Genomic DNA, 16,256 nt, shown 5'->3' on the forward strand with positions numbered 1-16,256 from the left:
ATGAGGAGTAGCACTTGGAACAGGTCACCGACCGCATTCTGGCCGCGGCCCGCAAGGTCATCGCGGTGCACATCAACTACCCCAGCAGGGCGGCCCAGCGCGGCCGCACGCCGGAACAGCCGTCCTACTTCCTGAAGCCGCCCTCCTCCTTGGCGTCCGGTTCCGCGGAAGCCCCGTCCACGGTGGAACGCCCGGCCGGCTGCGAACTGCTGGGCTACGAGGGCGAGATTGCCCTGATCATCGGCACGCGCGCCCGCCGCGTCGGCATCGCGGAAGCATGGAGCCATGTCGAGTGGGTCACCGCCAGCAACGACCTCGGCGTCTACGATCTGCGCTACGCGGACAAGGGGTCCAACCTCCGGTCCAAGGGCGGCGACGGCTTCACGCCGATCGGCCCGGGGCTCATCGGCGCTGACACCGTGGACCCCGCCGGACTCCGGATCCGCAGCTGGCACAACGGTGAACTGGTCCAGGACGACACCACGAGCGACCTGCTCTTCCCGTTCGCCCGGCTCGTCGCGGACCTGTCCCAGCTGCTCACGCTCGAAGCGGGGGACATCATCCTCACGGGCACCCCGGCCGGCGCCTCCGTGGCCAAGCCGGGCGACGTCGTCGAGGTCGAAGTCAGCACTGACGATGAGGTGGGCGGCGGCGCCGTCAGCACCGGTCGACTCACCACCAGAGTGGTGGAAGGCACGACGCCGTTCGCCGACTATGGTGCCCGGCCCAAGACCGATGACGTGCAGCGGGAAGAGGCCTACGGATCGCGCGAAGCCGCCGGACTCGGCGCCGCGGAAGGCGCCGCCGTCGGGCATGTCCTGACCCCGGAACTGAAGGCGAAGCTGGAAAGCGTCTGCACCGCCACCCTGTCATCCCAGCTGCGCAAGCGYGGCCTGAACAACGTCAGCATCGACGGGTTGTCCGCGACCCGCCCGGAGAAGCGGGTGGTGGGTCTGGCCCGGACACTGCGTTACGTCCCCAACCGCGAGGACCTCTTCAAGACCCACGGCGGCGGCTTCAATGCCCAGAAGCAGGCCATCGACTCGGTCAACGAGGGCGAAATCCTAGTGATGGAGGCCCGCGGCGAGAAAGGCACCGGCACCATCGGGGACATCCTGGCACTGCGCGCCCAGGTCCGCGGCGCCGCGGCCATCATCACCGACGGCGGCGTCCGTGATTTCTCCGCCGTGGCCGCCATGGATATGCCCACGTATTACTCCAACCCTCACCCTGCCGTACTGGGCCGCCGCCACATCCCGTGGGACACGGACATCACCATCGCCTGCGGCGGAACCACCGTGCAGCCCGGCGACATCATCGTGGCGGACTCGGACGGCATCCTGGTGATCCCGCCGGCGCTGGCCGACGAGCTCGCCGACGATTCCATCGCGCAGGAACGCGAGGAGGTCTTCATCGCGGAAATGGTGCAGCAGGGTCACAGCGTTGACGGTCTCTACCCCCTGAATGCGTCCTGGCGGGCCCGGTTTGCGGAATGGGAAGCAGGCAAATCCCATGCCTAAAGCCACTCTCGCAGCCGGTGCGCCCGCCGCAAGCAGCAAGTCCGAGCAGGCCTACGCCGCAGTGAAGGCCAAAATCGTAGAGGGGGCCTTCACTCCGGGATACCGGCTGGTCCTGGCCAAGATCGCGACCGACCTCGGCTTCAGCGTGGTCCCGGTCCGGGAAGCCATCCGCAGGCTCGAAGCCGAGGGACTGGTGAAGTTTGAACGCAACATTGGGGCCACCGTGGCGGGCATCGATCCCACTGAGTACCTGTACACCATGCAGACCCTGAGCATCGTGGAGGGTGCCGCCACGGCGCTGTCCTCACCGCTGATCGGCGGGACGGACATTGCCCGGGCACGCGCCGTGAACGAGGAGATGCGCAAATGCCTGCAGGACTTCGACCCCGACAGGTTCACCCAGCTCAACCAGGACTTCCACAACGTCCTGTTTGAACACTGCCCCAACCCGCACATCCTGGACCTCGTGCACCGGGGGTGGAACCGGCTCGCCGGGCTGCGGTCCTCCACCTTCCGTTTTGTCCCCGGCCGCGCCTACGAGTCGGTGGACGAGCACGAGGCCCTGCTGCAGCTCATTGAGTCCGGCGCCGACGCCGACACCATCGAAAAGGCGGCCCGGGTCCACCGGTCCGCCACGTTGGACGCCTACCTCGCCCAGGCGTCCACCGCAGCCAGCAACGACTAAGGAAACCACCATGACGTTCACCGCCGAACAAGCCACCACCCACTACGTTCCGCAGGACCTGCCCACCCATATCCAGCACTACATCAACGGCGAATTCGTTGACTCCGTGGGCGGAAAGACCTTCGACGTCCTGGACCCTGTGTCCAACCAGAACTACGCCACCGCCGCCGCCGGCCAGAAAGAGGACATCGACCTCGCCGTCGCCGCCGCCCGCGAGGCCTTCGTCAACGGGCCTTGGCCGAAGATGAAGCCCCGCGAACGCGCCCGCGTGCTGAACAGGATCGCCGACGCCGTGGAGGCCCAGGAAGCACGGCTCGCGGAGCTGGAGACCTTCGATACGGGCCTGCCCATCACCCAGGCCAAGGGCCAGGCGCTGCGCGCGGCCGAGAACTTCCGCTTCTTCGCGGACCTGATCGTCGCCCAGTTCGACGACGCCATGAAGGTCCCCGGCGCCCAGATCAACTACGTCAACCGCAAGCCGATCGGCGTCGCGGGCCTCATCACGCCGTGGAACACGCCGTTCATGCTGGAGTCCTGGAAGCTCGCCCCGGCGCTGGCTACCGGCAACACGGTGGTGCTGAAGCCGGCCGAATTCACGCCGCTCTCCGCGTCGCTGTGGGCACAGATTTTCAAGGACGCCGGCCTGCCCGACGGCGTCTTCAACCTGGTCAACGGACTGGGCGAGGAAGCCGGCGACGCGCTGGTGAAGCACCCAGATGTCCCGCTGATCTCCTTCACCGGTGAGACCACCACGGGCCAGACGATCTTCCGGAACGCCGCGGCCAACCTCAAGGGCCTGTCCATGGAGCTCGGCGGCAAGTCCCCGTGCGTCGTGTTCGCCGACGCCGACCTCGACGCCGCGATCGACTCCGCMCTGTTCGGYGTCTTCTCGCTCAACGGCGARCGCTGCACCGCCGGCTCCCGSATCCTSGTSGARCGYGCCRTSTAYGASGARTTCTGCGARAAGTACGCCGCCCGCGCMAAGAASATCGTGGTCGGCGACCCGCACGACCCGAAGACCGAGGTCGGCGCGCTGGTCCACCCGGAGCACTACGCCAAGGTGGCCTCCTACGTGGAGATCGGCAAGTCCGAGGGCCGGCTGCTCGCCGGCGGCGGCCGTCCGGACCACCTGCCCGAGGGCAACTACATCGCCCCGACCGTGTTCGCCGACGTCGCCCCGGACGCGCGGATCTTTCAGGAGGAGATCTTCGGGCCCGTCGTCGCGATCACCCCGTTCGACACCGACGACGAGGCCCTCGCCCTGGCGAACAACACCAAATACGGGCTTGCCGCTTACATCTGGACCCAGAACCTGACCCGCGCCCACAACTTCTCCCAGAACGTCGAGGCCGGCATGGTGTGGCTCAACAGCCACAACGTCCGCGACCTCCGCACCCCGTTCGGCGGCGTCAAGGCCTCCGGCCTCGGCCACGAGGGCGGCTACCGCTCCATCGACTTCTACACCGACCAGCAGGCCGTGCACATCACCCTCGGCACCGTCCACACCCCCAAATTCGGCGCCTGAGCCCTTCCGGCCAGCGCCACCCCAGAACCCCTTTCAAAGAAGAGAGAATCCCATGACCAACTTCGTTCCCACCCCCACCGTTCCCGCGCCGGACATCGTCCGCTGCGCCTACATGGAGATCGTGGTCACCGATCTCGCCAAGTCCCGCGCCTTCTACGTGGACCTCCTGGGCCTGCATGTCACCGAGGAAGACGAGAACGCCATCTACCTGCGCTCACTCGAGGAGTTCATCCACCACAACCTGGTGCTCCGCAAGGGCCCCATCGCCGCCGTCGCGGCCTTCGCCTACCGGGTGAAGTCCCCCGCAGAAGTGGACGCCGCCGAGGCGTACTACAAGGAACTGGGCTGCCGCACCGAGCGCCGCAAGGACGGCTTCACCAAGGGCATCGGCGACGCCGTCCGCGTCGAGGACCCGCTGGGCTTCCCGTACGAGTTCTTCTACGAGGTGGAGCACGTGGAACGCCTCACCCAGCGCTACGACCTCTACTCCGCCGGCGAGCTGGTCCGGCTGGACCACTTCAACCAGGTCACCCCGGACGTCCCGCGCGGCCGCAAATACCTCGAGGACCTCGGCTTCCGCGTCTCCGAAGACATCCAGGACTCCGACGGCGTCACGTACGCCGCATGGATGCACCGCAAGCAGACCGTGCACGACACCGCCTTGACCGGCGGCAACGGCCCGCGCATGCACCACGTCGCGTTTGCCACCCACGAGAAGCACAACATCATCCAGATCTGCGACAAGATGGGTGCCCTGCGGATCAGCGACCGGATCGAACGCGGCCCCGGCCGGCACGGCGTCTCCAACGCCTTCTACCTCTACATCCTGGACCCGGACGGCCACCGCGTGGAGATCTACACGCAGGACTACTACACCGGCGACCCGGACAACCCCACCATCACCTGGGACGTGCACGACAACCAGCGCCGCGACTGGTGGGGCAACCCCGTGGTCCCGTCCTGGTACACCGAGGCCTCCCTGGTCCTGGACCTCGACGGGAACCCGCAGCCCGTCATCGAACGCACCGACGCCTCAGAAATGGCCGTGACCGTGGGGGCCGACGGATTCTCCTACACCCGCAAGGAAGGCTCTGAGGCTGAGGGTTTCAAGCTCGGGGCGCAGCTGTAGCCATGCTGGATGCCAAGACGATCGAGGCCATCGCCGACGAACTGCTGGAAGCGGCCCGGACCCGCACCCCGGTCCCCCGCCTGACGGCCCGCTACCCGGACATGACGGTGGAGGACTCCTACGCGGTCCAGCAGTTGTGGCGGACCCGGAACGAGGAGTCGGGCCGGACCCTGGTGGGTCGCAAGATCGGCCTCACGTCCAAGGCCATGCAGGCCGCCACCGGCATCACCGAACCGGACTACGGCGCCATTTTCGATGACATGGTACTCGAGACGGGCTGCTCGGTGGAGTGGGACCGGTACACGCATCCGCGGGTGGAGGTGGAGCTGGCGTTCGTGCTGAAGAAGGACCTGTCCGGACCCGGCTGCACCATCTTCGATGTGCTGAACGCGACCGACTACGTGGTGCCGGCCCTGGAGATCCTGGACTCCAGGATCGAGATGGAGGGCCGGACCATCGTGGACACCATCTCCGACAACGCGGCGATGGGCGCCATGGTCATCGGCGGCCGCCCGGTCAAACCCGACGCCGTGGACCTCCGCTGGGTCTCGGCCATCCTGTACAAGAACCAGACCGTGGAGGAGACCGGCGTCGCCGCGGGCGTGCTGGACCACCCGGCCAACGGTGTGCACTGGCTGGCGAACAAGATCGCCGCCCACGGGGACGCCATGAAGGCCGGGGACATCATCCTCGCCGGGTCCTTCACCCGCCCGCTGTGGGTCTACAAGGGCGACACCGTCCACGCGGACTACGGACCCCTGGGAGTTGTCACATGCCGCTTCGACTAGAAAACACCTTCCGGGACGCCCTGGCCAATGAGGACGGCGCGGCATACCGGCCGCTGGCCGGGATGTGGGTGTGCTCCGGCAGCCCGCTCATCGCCGAACTCTGCGCCGGTTCCGGGCTGGACTGGCTCCTGGTGGACGCCGAGCACAGCCCCAACGGGCTCGAATCCATCCTCGCCCAGCTCCAGGCCATCCACGGCTACCCGGTCCACACACTGGTCCGGCCGCCGGTCAACGACACCGTCGTGATCAAGCAGTACCTGGACCTGGGCGTGCAGAACCTGCTGATCCCGATGGTCAACTCGGCGGCCGAGGCCGAGGCCGCCGTCGCCGCCACCCGCTACCCGCCGCAGGGGGTCCGCGGAGTCGGCTCGGCGCTGGCCCGCGCCGCCCGCTGGAACCGGGTCCCGGACTACCTGTCCCGGGCCTCCGAGACGATCAGCCTGACCGTCCAGATTGAATCCGCGGCGGCCGTGGACGCGGTCACGGACATCCTGGCGGTCGACGGCGTGGACGCGATCTTCCTGGGCCCCTCCGACCTCGCAGCCTCCCTGGGCCTGCTGGGCCAGCAGGAACACCCGGAGGTGCGTGCCGCCGTCGAACGCTGCCTCTCCGCGGCCAGGGCGGCCGGTAAACCCGCCGGTGTGAACGCCTTCAACCCCGCCACCGCACGCCACTACCTCGAGAACGGCGCCGACTTCATCCTGGTGGGAGCCGACGTCGCCCTGCTGGCCCGGGGCTCCGAGGCCCTCGCCGCCGAATACGTCCGGCCGGCCGCGGCCAAGGCCGCCGGCGACGGCACCCCCGCCAGTTACTGACACCGACACAGACACTGCCCCTGACCCCTAAAGGATTTCCTTGATGAGCGTTGCACCCGCACTCTCCCCTGCCATTTCCCCTGACCGGGAAGCCTCCGTCCTCGCCTCCGTGCCCACCGGGCTGTTGATCGGCGGGCTCTGGCGGGACGCGTCCGACGGCGGCACGTTCGACGTGCACGACCCCGCCACCGGGAAGGTCCTCGCCTCGCTCGCCTCCGCCACCAGCCAGGATGCGGTCGCCGCCCTGGACGCGGCCGACGCTGTTCAGTCGTCCTGGGCCCGGACCGCTCCCCGGGTGCGGGCCGAAATCCTGCGCCGGGCCTTCGACCTGGTCACCGAACGGGCCGAAGACTTCGCGCTGCTGATGACCCTGGAAATGGGCAAGCCACTGGCTGAGGCCCGTGGCGAGGTTACTTATGGGGCCGAATTCCTGCGCTGGTTCGCCGAGGAAACCGTCCGCGACTACGGCCGCTACCTCACCACACCCGAGGGCAAGAACAAGATCCTCGTCCAGCACAAACCGGTCGGCCCGTGCCTGCTGATCACCCCGTGGAACTTCCCGCTGGCCATGGCCACCCGCAAGGTCGCCCCCGCTATCGCGGCCGGCTGCACCATGGTCCTGAAACCGGCCAAGCTCACCCCGCTGACCGCGCAGTACTTCGCCCAGACCATGCTCGACGCCGGTCTGCCCGCCGGTGTGCTGAACGTCGTCGCCTCCTCCAGCGCCTCCGGGATCTCAGGGCCCCTGCTGGCCGACCCGCGGCTGCGGAAAATCTCCTTCACCGGCTCCACCCCGGTGGGCAAACGCCTCATGGCCGACGCCGCACAAAACGTCCTCCGGACCTCCATGGAACTCGGCGGGAACGCACCGTTCATCGTTTTCGAGGACGCCGACCTGGATAAAGCCGTAGACGGGGCCATGGCCGCCAAAATGCGCAACATGGGCGAAGCCTGCACCGCCGCGAACCGCTTCCTCGTCCAGGAATCCGTCGCGCAGGAGTTCACCGCCAAGTTCGCCGCCGCGATGGCCGCCCTGACCACCGGCCGCGGCACCGAACCCGGCACCCAGGTGGGCCCGCTCATCGACGCAGCCGCCCGCGACGACGTGCACGCCCTGGTGGCCGCCGCCGTCGACGCCGGAGCCACCGCCGTCACGGGCGGCGCCCCCGTGGACGGCCCCGGCTACTTCTACCCGCCCACTGTGCTCGGCGGCGTGCCGAACGACGCCGCCATCCTCGGCCAGGAAATCTTCGGACCCGTCGCGCCGGTGACCACGTTCAGCACGGAAGAGGACGCCATCCGCCTCGCCAACAGCACCGAGTATGGCCTCGCCTCGTACCTCTATAGCCGCGACTTCAACCGGCTCCTACGCGTAGCAGAACAGATCGAATTCGGCATGGTGGGCTTCAACGCCGGCGTCATCTCCAACGCCGCCGCACCCTTCGGCGGCGTCAAACAATCCGGCCTCGGCCGCGAAGGCGGCACCGAAGGCATCGCCGAATACACCACCACCCAATACATCGGCATCGCCGATCCCTACGCTGGCTGAGGCGGGGGACCGGCCGCGGTGCGCCTGGCGGATTGCCAGGCATAGCCTGCGGCGAAGTCGACCATGGCCTGCGCGCGGTCGGTCAGGCGGACTGCCTCGGGCCAGACGATACGCACGGACAGCGGCTTCACCGCCGGAACGAGGGGCTTGCTCACCACGGCAAGCCCCTCATAGCTGGCATCAACAGCAGGGTGTTGCACCAGCACGGAATAACCGAGGCCGCGGCCGACGAGCGAACGGGTGACCTCAAAGTCGGTGGTGCGATAGCGGACGTTCGGTTCCACCCCGGCACGTTCAAACAGCGAGATACTGTGGTGGCTGCTGGGCGGCGCGTCCAGCAGCACCATCGGCTCGGGGGCCAGATCCCTCAGGGAAACTTCGGACATCTCCGCCAGACGGTGCCCGGCAGGCAGCAGCGCGTAGGCGCTTGTCCTGTACAGCTCCACCTCGGCCAGCCCGGCCGGCAGATCCGTTTCGTAGACGACGGCCAGGTCGAGCCCGCCGTCGAACAGCCGCTCCAGCAGGCCGGTCTGCGTCCCTTCCACGGACGACAGCTCCACCAGGGGGTGCTCGCGCATAAACCCCTCAAGCAACGGCGGCAGTACCGTCGGGGCGAGCGTGAGGTAGCAGCCGATGACCAGCGGACCAGCCAGTTCCAGCCCGCCGCTGGACGCGCTCAGCTCCAGTTCCTCGGCGTCCGCCAAGAGCAGCCTGGCGCGACCATAGAGGTGTTTCCCTGCCGGCGTCAGCGATACGCCGTGCGCTTTGCGGCGGACCAGCAGTTGCACCTTGAAGATCTTCTCGAGCTCCGTCACGGAAGCGTTCACAGCGCCCTGCGAGAGGTGGAGTTTCAGCGCCGCGGCTGAAATTGCCCCTGCATCGGCCACCGCAACAAACTGCGCCAGCTGCCGGAGGGTATAGCGCGCCATTCGATTCCTCAATTTTTCCGTTGATAATGGGCATTTCTTCGAACTTTACCAGTGGTTATGACGCCTGCCACAGTGGAGGAAACCAAAACTGACAGGAGCCACAATGACGTTGGACACCGCGCTGGCAAAGACCGCCCCCATAGCCGACTGGGTCACCCTCGCCGATCTGCACCGGGACCCCTTTCCCATCTATCAAAAGATGCGGGAGGAGGCCCCGGTACATTGGGTGCCGGAAGTTGGCCGCTTCATGGTGACCAGCTACGACGCCTGCCACCTCATCGAGAATGACCAGGAGACGTTTTCCGCCAACGAGACCGGGTCCCTGATGAAGCGGGCCATGGGCCACTCCATGCTGCGGAAGGACGATCCGGAGCATGATGTGGACCGCAAATCCTATGGCTCCGTGCTGCGCCCGAAGGCCATCAAGGAAAAATGGAATGCAATCTTCGAACAGAACAGCGAAACTTACCTCGCACGCCTCGAAGCTGCGGGTCCCGGCGCCGACCTGATCACCGAATACGCGGCGCCCTACGCCGCCGAGAACCTGCGGCTGATCATGGGCTTCCACAATGCAAGCCAGGAAGACATGCAGCGCTGGTCCCAGACGATGATCAACGGCACCGGGAACTACGCCGACGACCCCGAGGTCTGGGCCGCATCCAAAAAGTCCTACGACGAGGTTGACGACGCGATCGACGAGATCCTGCCGTACCTGCTGCGGCATCCGGACGGCAGCCTTCTCTCCGGACTTGCCTCCATGCCCATACCACTCGAGGCGATCCGCGCCAACATGAAGATGACCATCGGCGGCGGCCTAAACGAGCCCCGCGACGTCCTCGGCGTCGCCGTGTGGGCGCTGCTGCGCGACCCCGCCCAACTTGGCCTGGTCAAAGCCGACCCGACGCTCTTTCCGGCCGTCTTCGAGGAGGCCGTCCGCTGGGTTGCGCCGATCGGCATGTATCCCCGGGAAACAACCAGGGAAACCGTCCTGGGCGGGATCACCTTGCCCAAGGGCGCCCGGCTTGGTGTGGTGATCGGCGCGGCCAACCGGGATCCGGCCATCTTTGCCGACCCCGACGCGTTCGCCATCAACCGCGAAAAGAAGCCGCACCTGGCCTTCGGCGGTGGAAACCATTTTTGTGCCGGCACTTGGGTGGCTCGCGCATCCGTGGCGGCCGTCGCTCTCCCCCACCTGTTCTCCAGGCTGAAAAACCTTCGCCTGGACCCTGATCAGACTGCTGTGGACTCCGGCTGGGTTTTCCGGGGCATGACAATCCTCCCCGTTTGCTGGGACAAATAGAAAGAACCTAAGAACCATGACCAAAATCAGTTTTCACCACAACGGCGGCAACGTCGATGTCCTCGACGTTGCCGCCGGGACCTCCATCATGCGCGCCGCCGTCGCCAACGGCGTGCCCGGCATTATCGGCGAATGCGGCGGCCAGGCCATGTGCGCCACCTGCCACGTCTATGTCCGCGAGGAATATGTTCCCGGCCTGCCGGGGATCGGCGAAGAGGAAGAGGAGATGCTCGACTGCACCGTGGATCCCCGGGATCCGGAGCGAAGCCGACTGGGCTGCCAGGTCTTCCTCAAAGACGGCTACGGCCTCGAAGTCGATGTTCCGGGACAACAGGTCTGAGCGGCCCATGGACAACGTTGTTATCGTCGGAAACGGCCAGGCGGGGATCCAATTGGTTGAGTCCCTGCGCGCTGAGGGCTACACCGGGCCCATCACGGTCATCGGCGAGGAGGAGCACCTTCCCTACCAGCGGCCTCCGCTCTCCAAGGATTTCATGGCTACAGGCCACGAACCGCAGCCGTTGCCCTTACGGGCCGAAAGATTCTTTGCCGAGAACGACGTCGATTCCCGTCTGGGCGCGTCGGTCACAGCGGTAGACAGGGAATCGCGCACCGTAACGCTGGCCGGCGGATCCCGCCTCGGCTACTCGACCCTGGTTTTGGCCACCGGCGCGGCCAACCGCACCCTTGACATCCCCGGCAGCCAGCTGGGCGGCATACACGGGCTGCGGACCCTCTCGGATGCCCGGACCATCCACGCCAGCCTGAACCGGGCCACATCCGTGGTGGTGATCGGCGCCGGCTTCATCGGCATGGAGTTTGCTGCGGCGGCACGGCAGCGCGGCTTGGATGTGACAGTCCTTGAATTTGCCGACCGCCCCATGGCCCGCGCGCTCACGCCCACAATGTCCAACTATTTTGCGCAGGCGCATCAACGCAACGGCGTGACCATGCGTTTCGGCGAAGGAATAGCGGCCTTCGCCGGTCGGGACGGCCAGGTCAGCGGAGCCGTCAGCACCAGCGGACAGACCTACCCGGCCGACCTGGTGTTGGTGGGTATCGGCGTGGTGCCTCGGACCGAACTGGCCACCGCGGCCGGACTGGCCGTGGATAACGGGATCGTCGTGGACGCCGGCATGCGCACGTCAGACCCCGCCATCTTCGCCCTCGGAGACTGCGCCAGCTTCCCCGCTCGGGCAGGCGCCCGAATACGGCTCGAGTCCACCCAGAATGCCACCGACCAGGCCAGGCACACGGCCCGTTCCATCCTCGGGAAAGCCGAGCGGTACGCCTCACTTCCGTGGTTCTGGTCCCAGCAAGGCCCGCTCAAGCTGCAGATCGCCGGGCTGAGCCGCCCCGGGGACCAAACGGTGCTCCGTGGCGATCCAGCCGCGAATAGGTTCTCCGTTTTCTGCTATCGGGACGGTGACCTTGCTGCCGTTGAGTCCGTCAACAGCCCAGGCGACCACATGGCGGCCCGCCGGCTGCTGGCGCAGGGCCGGTCGGTTTCACCCGCAGAGGCTGCGGACCAGGCGTTCGACGTCAAAGCCCATTCGCTGCAGGTTCCTGCGCGGGCATTGACATGACTTGAATCACAACTACACTAATTGATTGTATACGATTTCATGTATGAGATCGTAGATAGTTGCATCCCCGCATCCCTTTTCGCGCCACGCAGACGTGGCCCTCCGCAACAAGGAATAAAACATGAGTGCTATCCCGCTCGAGCAGCGACGCTCGGCAAAGGAAAACCGCCGCGTGGCGTTCGCTACCATCGTCGGAACCACCATCGAGTGGTACGACTTTTTCATCTACGCCAATGCCGCGGGCCTGATTTTTGCAAAACTCTTTTTCGAGCCGGCCGGCAGTGACATCGGCATCCTGATTTCTTTCGCCTCCGTCGGACTGAGTTTCCTGTTCCGCCCGCTAGGGGCCTTCCTGGCCGGACACTTCGGCGATCGCCTGGGACGACGGGCAATGCTCGTCATCACACTGATCATGATGGGTGTTGCCACCACGCTCATCGGTGTGCTGCCCACCTACGAGACCGCGGGCATCGTGGCACCCATCCTGCTGCTTCTGCTGCGCATCGTGCAGGGCATTTCGGCAGGCGGGGAATGGGGCGGCGCGGTTCTGATGGCCGTTGAACACGCCCCCCGTTCCAAGCGCGGCCTGTTCGGTTCCTTCCCCCAGCTCGGCGTTCCCTTGGGCATGCTCCTTGCCTCCGGCGTCCTAGCTCTGATGTCCGGCGTGATCTCCCCCGGTGCGGCCTTTGTGGAGTGGGGCTGGCGCGTCCCGTTCCTGCTCAGCTTCGTTCTTATCATCGTGGGATTTGTGGTCCGTCGCAGCGTCGAGGAAAGCCCCGTTTTCGAGGAAATCGCGCAAAAGAAGCAGCAGACCCGCGTCCCGGTTGTTGAACTGTTTAAGAAGCACTGGCTGCTGGTCATCATCGCTGCCCTCATCTTTGCGGGCAACAACGCCGCCGGCTATATGACCACCGGCGGCTACATCCTCAGCTATGCCACAAACCCCAAGGGACTTGCCATGGACCGCACCTCGGTCCTCATGGCAGTTACGGCCTCCGCCGCCCTCTGGTTCGTCTTTACGCTGATCGCCGGGTTCCTCTCCGACAGCATCGGCCGGAAGAAGACTTATCTCATCGGCTATGGCTGCCTGATCGTGACAGTCTTCCCGTTGTTCTGGCTGGTCAATACCGGCAACATCTGGGCCCTGTTCCTGGGCCTGGCAATGTTCACCGTGGGGCTCGGCCTGACGTACGGTCCGCAGGCTGCCGTCTACAGCGAACTGTTTCCCGCCTCCATCCGGTTCTCCGGCGTCGCGATTTCCTATGCGCTGGGTGCCATCATCGGCGGCGCCTTCGCACCCATGATCGCCACCGCGCTGGTGCAGGCCACCGGGACCACGGTTTCGGTCTCCGTCTATCTGCTGATTGTCGCGCTGGTTTCCACCGGAGCGGTCCTAGTCATCCGCGACCGCAAAGGCATTGACCTGAGTATCAACAACCAGGCCGAGCAGGAAGTCGGCGCCACAGTCTTCGACAGCCGCCGGCCCACCGTCCGCGAGGACGTCGACGTGAACGCCTGACCACGCTCGATCACAGCGCGCAGCGGCGCCGGTCAACCCATGGCCGGTGCCGCCGCCGTGCCCGAACTGAACTGGCGGCGGGCCCAGCGGGCCAGTTTTTTGCCCTTGCCCTTCCACCAACTGTCCTCGTCGCCGCCGTGGCGCCACCGGAAGATCACCATGACCATCACAAAGACTCCGGCCGCAACCTCCTGCCACGTTCCGCTGGCAGCATCGATCAGCACGGTGACCGCGCTGATCAGGATCGACGGCCAGGCCAGGGTGGTGAAGACGGTGTTGGCCACGTAACGGCGATGCGACCGGGGCACGGAGAGGGCGCGGACCATGTCGAAGCAGACACACACCACCACCACCGTCTGGCCCAGGGACAGCAGGATTGAGCCGGTCAGGGATCCGGCGAACATCGCCAGGACCTGGAGTCCGGAGTTCATGACCTGCCCGCGATCAGTGCGGGTCCAGGTGCCGATCTGCCCGGCCAAGATGGATTCAACATTAGGTGCCCCCCCCGGCTGTCCTCGCTGCTTCACTGGCTGCGACGCCAGATTCCTGCCATGGACAATTCAAACGGCCCGGCGGCCCCGAAGTCACGCAAACGCTGTACCCGTCTTTACGGACGCTGACACCCGGCGACAGCGCACCAGTACTCACTCTGGGGCGCTGACTACGTGGACAGAAGAGGGAGGACGGAGGAGGGAGCCGGAAACCGGCTCCGTCACTCGCTGTTCCGCGGCCGCCACACCACAACGGCCTGGGAGCGGGCACGGGGGCGCTGGCCGCGGGCCAGGCTGACGACGTCGCCCGCGGCTCCGGCGGCGAAGATGCGGGAGTCCAGCGCGCGGGGGCGGCGTTCGATTTCCTCGCTGAGTTCGGTAACGCGCCGCTGCAGGGCAGCCACCTGGTTTTCCAGCTGGAGGATCCGTTTGATGCCTTCGAGCGAAACACCCTCCTGGGAGAGCCGCTGCACCTCGCGGAGCATGGTGATGTCCCGCTGTGAATAGCGCCGGGACTTGCCGGGCGCGCGGCTGGGCGACACGATGCCCAGCCGGTCATACTGCCGCAGCGTCTGGGGGTGCATGTCCGCCAGCTCCGCGGCGACGGAGATCACGAAGATCGGCTGCTCGTACTCGATGGCCATGGCAGGCACCCGTTCTTAGAGCCGGGCCTTGGCTGCCAGTTCGGCGCGGACGTCCTCGCCGGCGGTGGCCGCGCCGAAGGCCTTGACGGCCTCCTCGGCTTCCTTGCTGAGCTTCCGCGGGACGGCGACGTCGATCGTCACCAGCAGGTCCCCGGTTGCCTTGGAGTGCTTGACGCCGCGCCCCTTGACCCGGAGGGTACGGCCCGACGGCGTGCCGGCCGGGACGCGTACCTTGACCTTGTCGCCGTCGATGGTGGGAACCTCGATATCGGCACCCAGGGCTGCCTCCGGGAAGGTGACCGGCACGTGGATGCGCAGGTTGTCGCCGTCGCGGACGTAAAAATCGTGGGGCTTCACCGCGACGGTGACCATGAGGTCCCCGTACCCGGCCGGACCGTACTGGCCCTTGCCACGGACCCGGACCTTCTGGCCGTCCTTGATGCCGGCCGGGATGCGCACGTCGATGACTTCGCCGTCCGGTTCACGCAGGCCGATGGTGGTACCGCGGATGGACCCGGCAAAGGAAATGGAGGTGGACGCCGTGCGGTCCGCGCCCTTCTGCGGGGCACGCTGGAACGACTGGCCCCCGCCGAAGCCGCCGCCGGCGCCACCGCCGAACAGGTCGGCGAATTCCGGCGGCATGCCGCCCGCCGTGCTGTAGCCGCCGGAGTGGCGTCCCCCGCCGCCGGTAAACAACCCGCCAAAGAGGTCCTCGAAGCCGGCCCCGCCACCGGCTCCGCCGCCGCCGCCACCGGGCGCGAACCGTGCGCCGCCCATGGCCCGGATGGCGTCATACTGCTGGCGCTCGTCGGGATCGGAAAGCACGGAGTAGGCCTCGGAGATGTCCTTGAACTTCTTCTCCGACGCGGTGTCACCGGCGTTCGTGTCCGGGTGGTGCTGCCGCGCGAGCTTCCGGTAAGCCTTCTTGATGTCGGCGTCGGAAGCGTCCTTGGCGACTCCAAGGATCTTGTAAAAGTCCTTGTCCACCCAGTCCTGACTAGCCAATGGCGTTTCCTTWCAAAAGTGTGTGCCGAGGTGACAGTTCACGCCCATGTTTGGTTGAAACACGGGCGCGAACTGTCACCTCGATGGCGTGCTGCTACGCCGGAACCGCGACGATGACCTGTGCTGCGCGGAGCACGCGGTCGCCGGACCTGTAGCCGGAGCGCAGAACCTGGCTGACGGTGTCGATCTCGACGTCCTGGCCGGGCTGCTGGATGAGGGCCTCGTGGATCGTGGGGTCGAACTCCACGCCGGTCTCATTGATGCGCACCAGGCCGTACGTCTTCAGCGCGTTCTCCAGCTTGGCGGCGATCGCGGCGAACGGTCCGTCCGCGAGGTCACCATGCTGGCGGGCGGCGTCGACGTCGTCCAGGACCGGCAGCAGGGAGTTCAGGACGCCGATGACGGCCATCTCCCCTGCCACGGCACGGTCGCGTTCGACCCGCTTGCGGTAGTTGACGTACTCGGCCTGCAGGCGGCGAAGGTCATTCCTGAGCTCCTCCGTTTCCGCACCGTCGGCACCCTGGGCCACGGACTCCGCGGCCGGCACCTCAACGCTGTTGAGGATGTCCTCCGCCTGGGACAGTGCGTCCCCGGAACGGGAATCCGCAGCATCGGCGTGCTCCTGGTCGGGGTGGCGGGCCTGGCCGGTCTTCGGATCAACCTTGCGGTTGTCGTGGATGATCGGCTTCTGCGGCTCGCTTTCCCGCTGTTCAGCGTCGCGACGGCTCTCGGAAGAACCGTGCTCTTCTTCGTTACCGTGATGCGGCATGG

The 16,256-nt window shown here is 66.5% G+C and carries 16 protein-coding genes; 11 read left to right on the forward strand and 5 right to left on the reverse strand.

The annotated features are described in order from the left end of the window. The first annotated feature begins 14 nt into the window (after positions 1-14). Genes AB4Y67_RS12910 through AB4Y67_RS12940 form a run of 7 tightly spaced genes read left to right on the forward strand, consistent with a single transcriptional unit; the run spans position 15 to position 8,011 of the window. Entirely contained in the window at positions 15-1,520 is a 1,506-nt protein-coding gene (locus tag AB4Y67_RS12910) for a fumarylacetoacetate hydrolase family protein (RefSeq protein WP_441406176.1), read from the forward strand. Next, positions 1,513-2,205 (forward strand): GntR family transcriptional regulator, encoded by a 693-nt coding sequence (locus AB4Y67_RS12915; RefSeq protein WP_441406177.1) that lies wholly within the window; start codon positions 1,513-1,515, stop codon positions 2,203-2,205. The genes AB4Y67_RS12910 and AB4Y67_RS12915 overlap by 8 nt, the downstream gene beginning before the upstream one ends. Before the next feature lie 10 nt (positions 2,206-2,215). Further along, positions 2,216-3,730, forward strand: a complete 1,515-nt coding sequence (hpaE, locus tag AB4Y67_RS12920) for a 5-carboxymethyl-2-hydroxymuconate semialdehyde dehydrogenase (RefSeq protein ID WP_441406178.1) — start codon at positions 2,216-2,218, stop codon at positions 3,728-3,730. A gap of 52 nt (positions 3,731-3,782) precedes the next feature. Beyond that, the gene (hpaD, locus tag AB4Y67_RS12925) at positions 3,783-4,859 is read left to right on the forward strand and encodes a 3,4-dihydroxyphenylacetate 2,3-dioxygenase (protein WP_441406179.1); all 1,077 of its coding nucleotides are present in this window, start codon (positions 3,783-3,785) and stop codon (positions 4,857-4,859) included. 2 nt (positions 4,860-4,861) lie between these two features. After that, the gene (hpaH, locus tag AB4Y67_RS12930) at positions 4,862-5,647 is read left to right on the forward strand and encodes a 2-oxo-hept-4-ene-1,7-dioate hydratase (RefSeq protein ID WP_441406180.1); all 786 of its coding nucleotides are present in this window, start codon (positions 4,862-4,864) and stop codon (positions 5,645-5,647) included. Next, positions 5,632-6,462, forward strand: a complete 831-nt coding sequence (locus AB4Y67_RS12935; protein WP_441406181.1) for an HpcH/HpaI aldolase family protein — start codon at positions 5,632-5,634, stop codon at positions 6,460-6,462. The genes hpaH and AB4Y67_RS12935 overlap by 16 nt, the downstream gene beginning before the upstream one ends. A 43-nt stretch (positions 6,463-6,505) precedes the next feature. After that, the gene (locus AB4Y67_RS12940; protein ID WP_441406182.1) at positions 6,506-8,011 is read left to right on the forward strand and encodes an NAD-dependent succinate-semialdehyde dehydrogenase; all 1,506 of its coding nucleotides are present in this window, start codon (positions 6,506-6,508) and stop codon (positions 8,009-8,011) included. Here the strand turns inward: AB4Y67_RS12940 and AB4Y67_RS12945 are convergent. Beyond that, entirely contained in the window at positions 7,999-8,940 is a 942-nt protein-coding gene (locus AB4Y67_RS12945; protein WP_441406183.1) for a LysR substrate-binding domain-containing protein, read from the reverse strand. The two genes, AB4Y67_RS12940 and AB4Y67_RS12945, sit on opposite strands and share 13 nt — an antisense overlap. Before the next feature lie 103 nt (positions 8,941-9,043). Between AB4Y67_RS12945 and AB4Y67_RS12950 the strand changes: the two genes are divergently transcribed. The 4 genes from AB4Y67_RS12950 to AB4Y67_RS12965 all read left to right on the forward strand — a co-directional run bounded on the left by AB4Y67_RS12950 (position 9,044) and on the right by AB4Y67_RS12965 (position 13,345). Further along, the gene (locus AB4Y67_RS12950; RefSeq protein ID WP_441406184.1) at positions 9,044-10,240 is read left to right on the forward strand and encodes a cytochrome P450; all 1,197 of its coding nucleotides are present in this window, start codon (positions 9,044-9,046) and stop codon (positions 10,238-10,240) included. A 16-nt stretch (positions 10,241-10,256) separates the two neighbouring features. Further along, positions 10,257-10,580: a 2Fe-2S iron-sulfur cluster-binding protein gene (locus AB4Y67_RS12955; RefSeq protein ID WP_441406185.1), complete on the forward strand. Its 324-nt coding sequence runs from the start codon at positions 10,257-10,259 to the stop codon at positions 10,578-10,580. A gap of 7 nt (positions 10,581-10,587) precedes the next feature. After that, positions 10,588-11,826 (forward strand): NAD(P)/FAD-dependent oxidoreductase, encoded by a 1,239-nt coding sequence (locus AB4Y67_RS12960; RefSeq protein WP_441406186.1) that lies wholly within the window; start codon positions 10,588-10,590, stop codon positions 11,824-11,826. A 121-nt stretch (positions 11,827-11,947) separates the two neighbouring features. Next, on the forward strand, positions 11,948-13,345 hold the full coding sequence (locus tag AB4Y67_RS12965) for an MFS transporter (protein ID WP_441406187.1): 1,398 nt from the start codon (positions 11,948-11,950) through the stop codon (positions 13,343-13,345). A 32-nt stretch (positions 13,346-13,377) separates the two neighbouring features. Here AB4Y67_RS12965 and AB4Y67_RS12970 read toward each other — a convergent pair whose 3' ends face one another. The 4 genes from AB4Y67_RS12970 to grpE all read right to left on the reverse strand — a co-directional run bounded on the left by AB4Y67_RS12970 (position 13,378) and on the right by grpE (position 16,254). Next, complete coding sequence (locus tag AB4Y67_RS12970) at positions 13,378-13,824, reverse strand: hypothetical protein (protein WP_441406188.1); 447 nt, start codon at positions 13,822-13,824, stop codon at positions 13,378-13,380. A gap of 233 nt (positions 13,825-14,057) precedes the next feature. Then, the gene (locus AB4Y67_RS12975; RefSeq protein WP_441406189.1) at positions 14,058-14,480 is read right to left on the reverse strand and encodes a heat shock protein transcriptional repressor HspR; all 423 of its coding nucleotides are present in this window, start codon (positions 14,478-14,480) and stop codon (positions 14,058-14,060) included. Between the two features lie 15 nt (positions 14,481-14,495). After that, on the reverse strand, positions 14,496-15,485 hold the full coding sequence (locus AB4Y67_RS12980; RefSeq protein ID WP_441406190.1) for a DnaJ C-terminal domain-containing protein: 990 nt from the start codon (positions 15,483-15,485) through the stop codon (positions 14,496-14,498). 94 nt (positions 15,486-15,579) lie between these two features. Then, positions 15,580-16,254, reverse strand: coding sequence for a nucleotide exchange factor GrpE (gene grpE, locus AB4Y67_RS12985; RefSeq protein ID WP_441406191.1), 675 nt, complete (start codon positions 16,252-16,254; stop codon positions 15,580-15,582). Positions 16,255-16,256: the final 2 nt, after the last annotated feature.

This window comes from Arthrobacter sp. YAF17 (genome assembly GCF_052113365.1).
Classification (GTDB): Bacteria; Actinomycetota; Actinomycetes; order Actinomycetales; family Micrococcaceae; genus Arthrobacter.

Excerpts from the sequence above, each read along its gene's own strand:
- hpaH (WP_441406180.1), top strand. The coding sequence starts at position 4,862 with ATGCTGGATGCCAAGACGATCGAGGCCATCGCCGACGAACTGCTGGAA.
- AB4Y67_RS12950 (WP_441406184.1), top strand. The coding sequence starts at position 9,044 with ATGACGTTGGACACCGCGCTGGCAAAGACCGCCCCCATAGCCGACTGG.
- AB4Y67_RS12960 (WP_441406186.1), top strand. The coding sequence starts at position 10,588 with ATGGACAACGTTGTTATCGTCGGAAACGGCCAGGCGGGGATCCAATTG.
- AB4Y67_RS12935 (WP_441406181.1), top strand. The coding sequence starts at position 5,632 with ATGCCGCTTCGACTAGAAAACACCTTCCGGGACGCCCTGGCCAATGAG.
- hpaD (WP_441406179.1), top strand. The coding sequence starts at position 3,783 with ATGACCAACTTCGTTCCCACCCCCACCGTTCCCGCGCCGGACATCGTC.
- AB4Y67_RS12940 (WP_441406182.1), top strand. The coding sequence starts at position 6,506 with ATGAGCGTTGCACCCGCACTCTCCCCTGCCATTTCCCCTGACCGGGAA.
- AB4Y67_RS12945 (WP_441406183.1), bottom strand. The coding sequence starts at position 8,940 with ATGGCGCGCTATACCCTCCGGCAGCTGGCGCAGTTTGTTGCGGTGGCC.
- AB4Y67_RS12955 (WP_441406185.1), top strand. The coding sequence starts at position 10,257 with ATGACCAAAATCAGTTTTCACCACAACGGCGGCAACGTCGATGTCCTC.
- AB4Y67_RS12975 (WP_441406189.1), bottom strand. The coding sequence starts at position 14,480 with ATGGCCATCGAGTACGAGCAGCCGATCTTCGTGATCTCCGTCGCCGCG.
- grpE (WP_441406191.1), bottom strand. The coding sequence starts at position 16,254 with ATGCCGCATCACGGTAACGAAGAAGAGCACGGTTCTTCCGAGAGCCGT.
- AB4Y67_RS12965 (WP_441406187.1), top strand. The coding sequence starts at position 11,948 with ATGAGTGCTATCCCGCTCGAGCAGCGACGCTCGGCAAAGGAAAACCGC.
- AB4Y67_RS12915 (WP_441406177.1), top strand. The coding sequence starts at position 1,513 with ATGCCTAAAGCCACTCTCGCAGCCGGTGCGCCCGCCGCAAGCAGCAAG.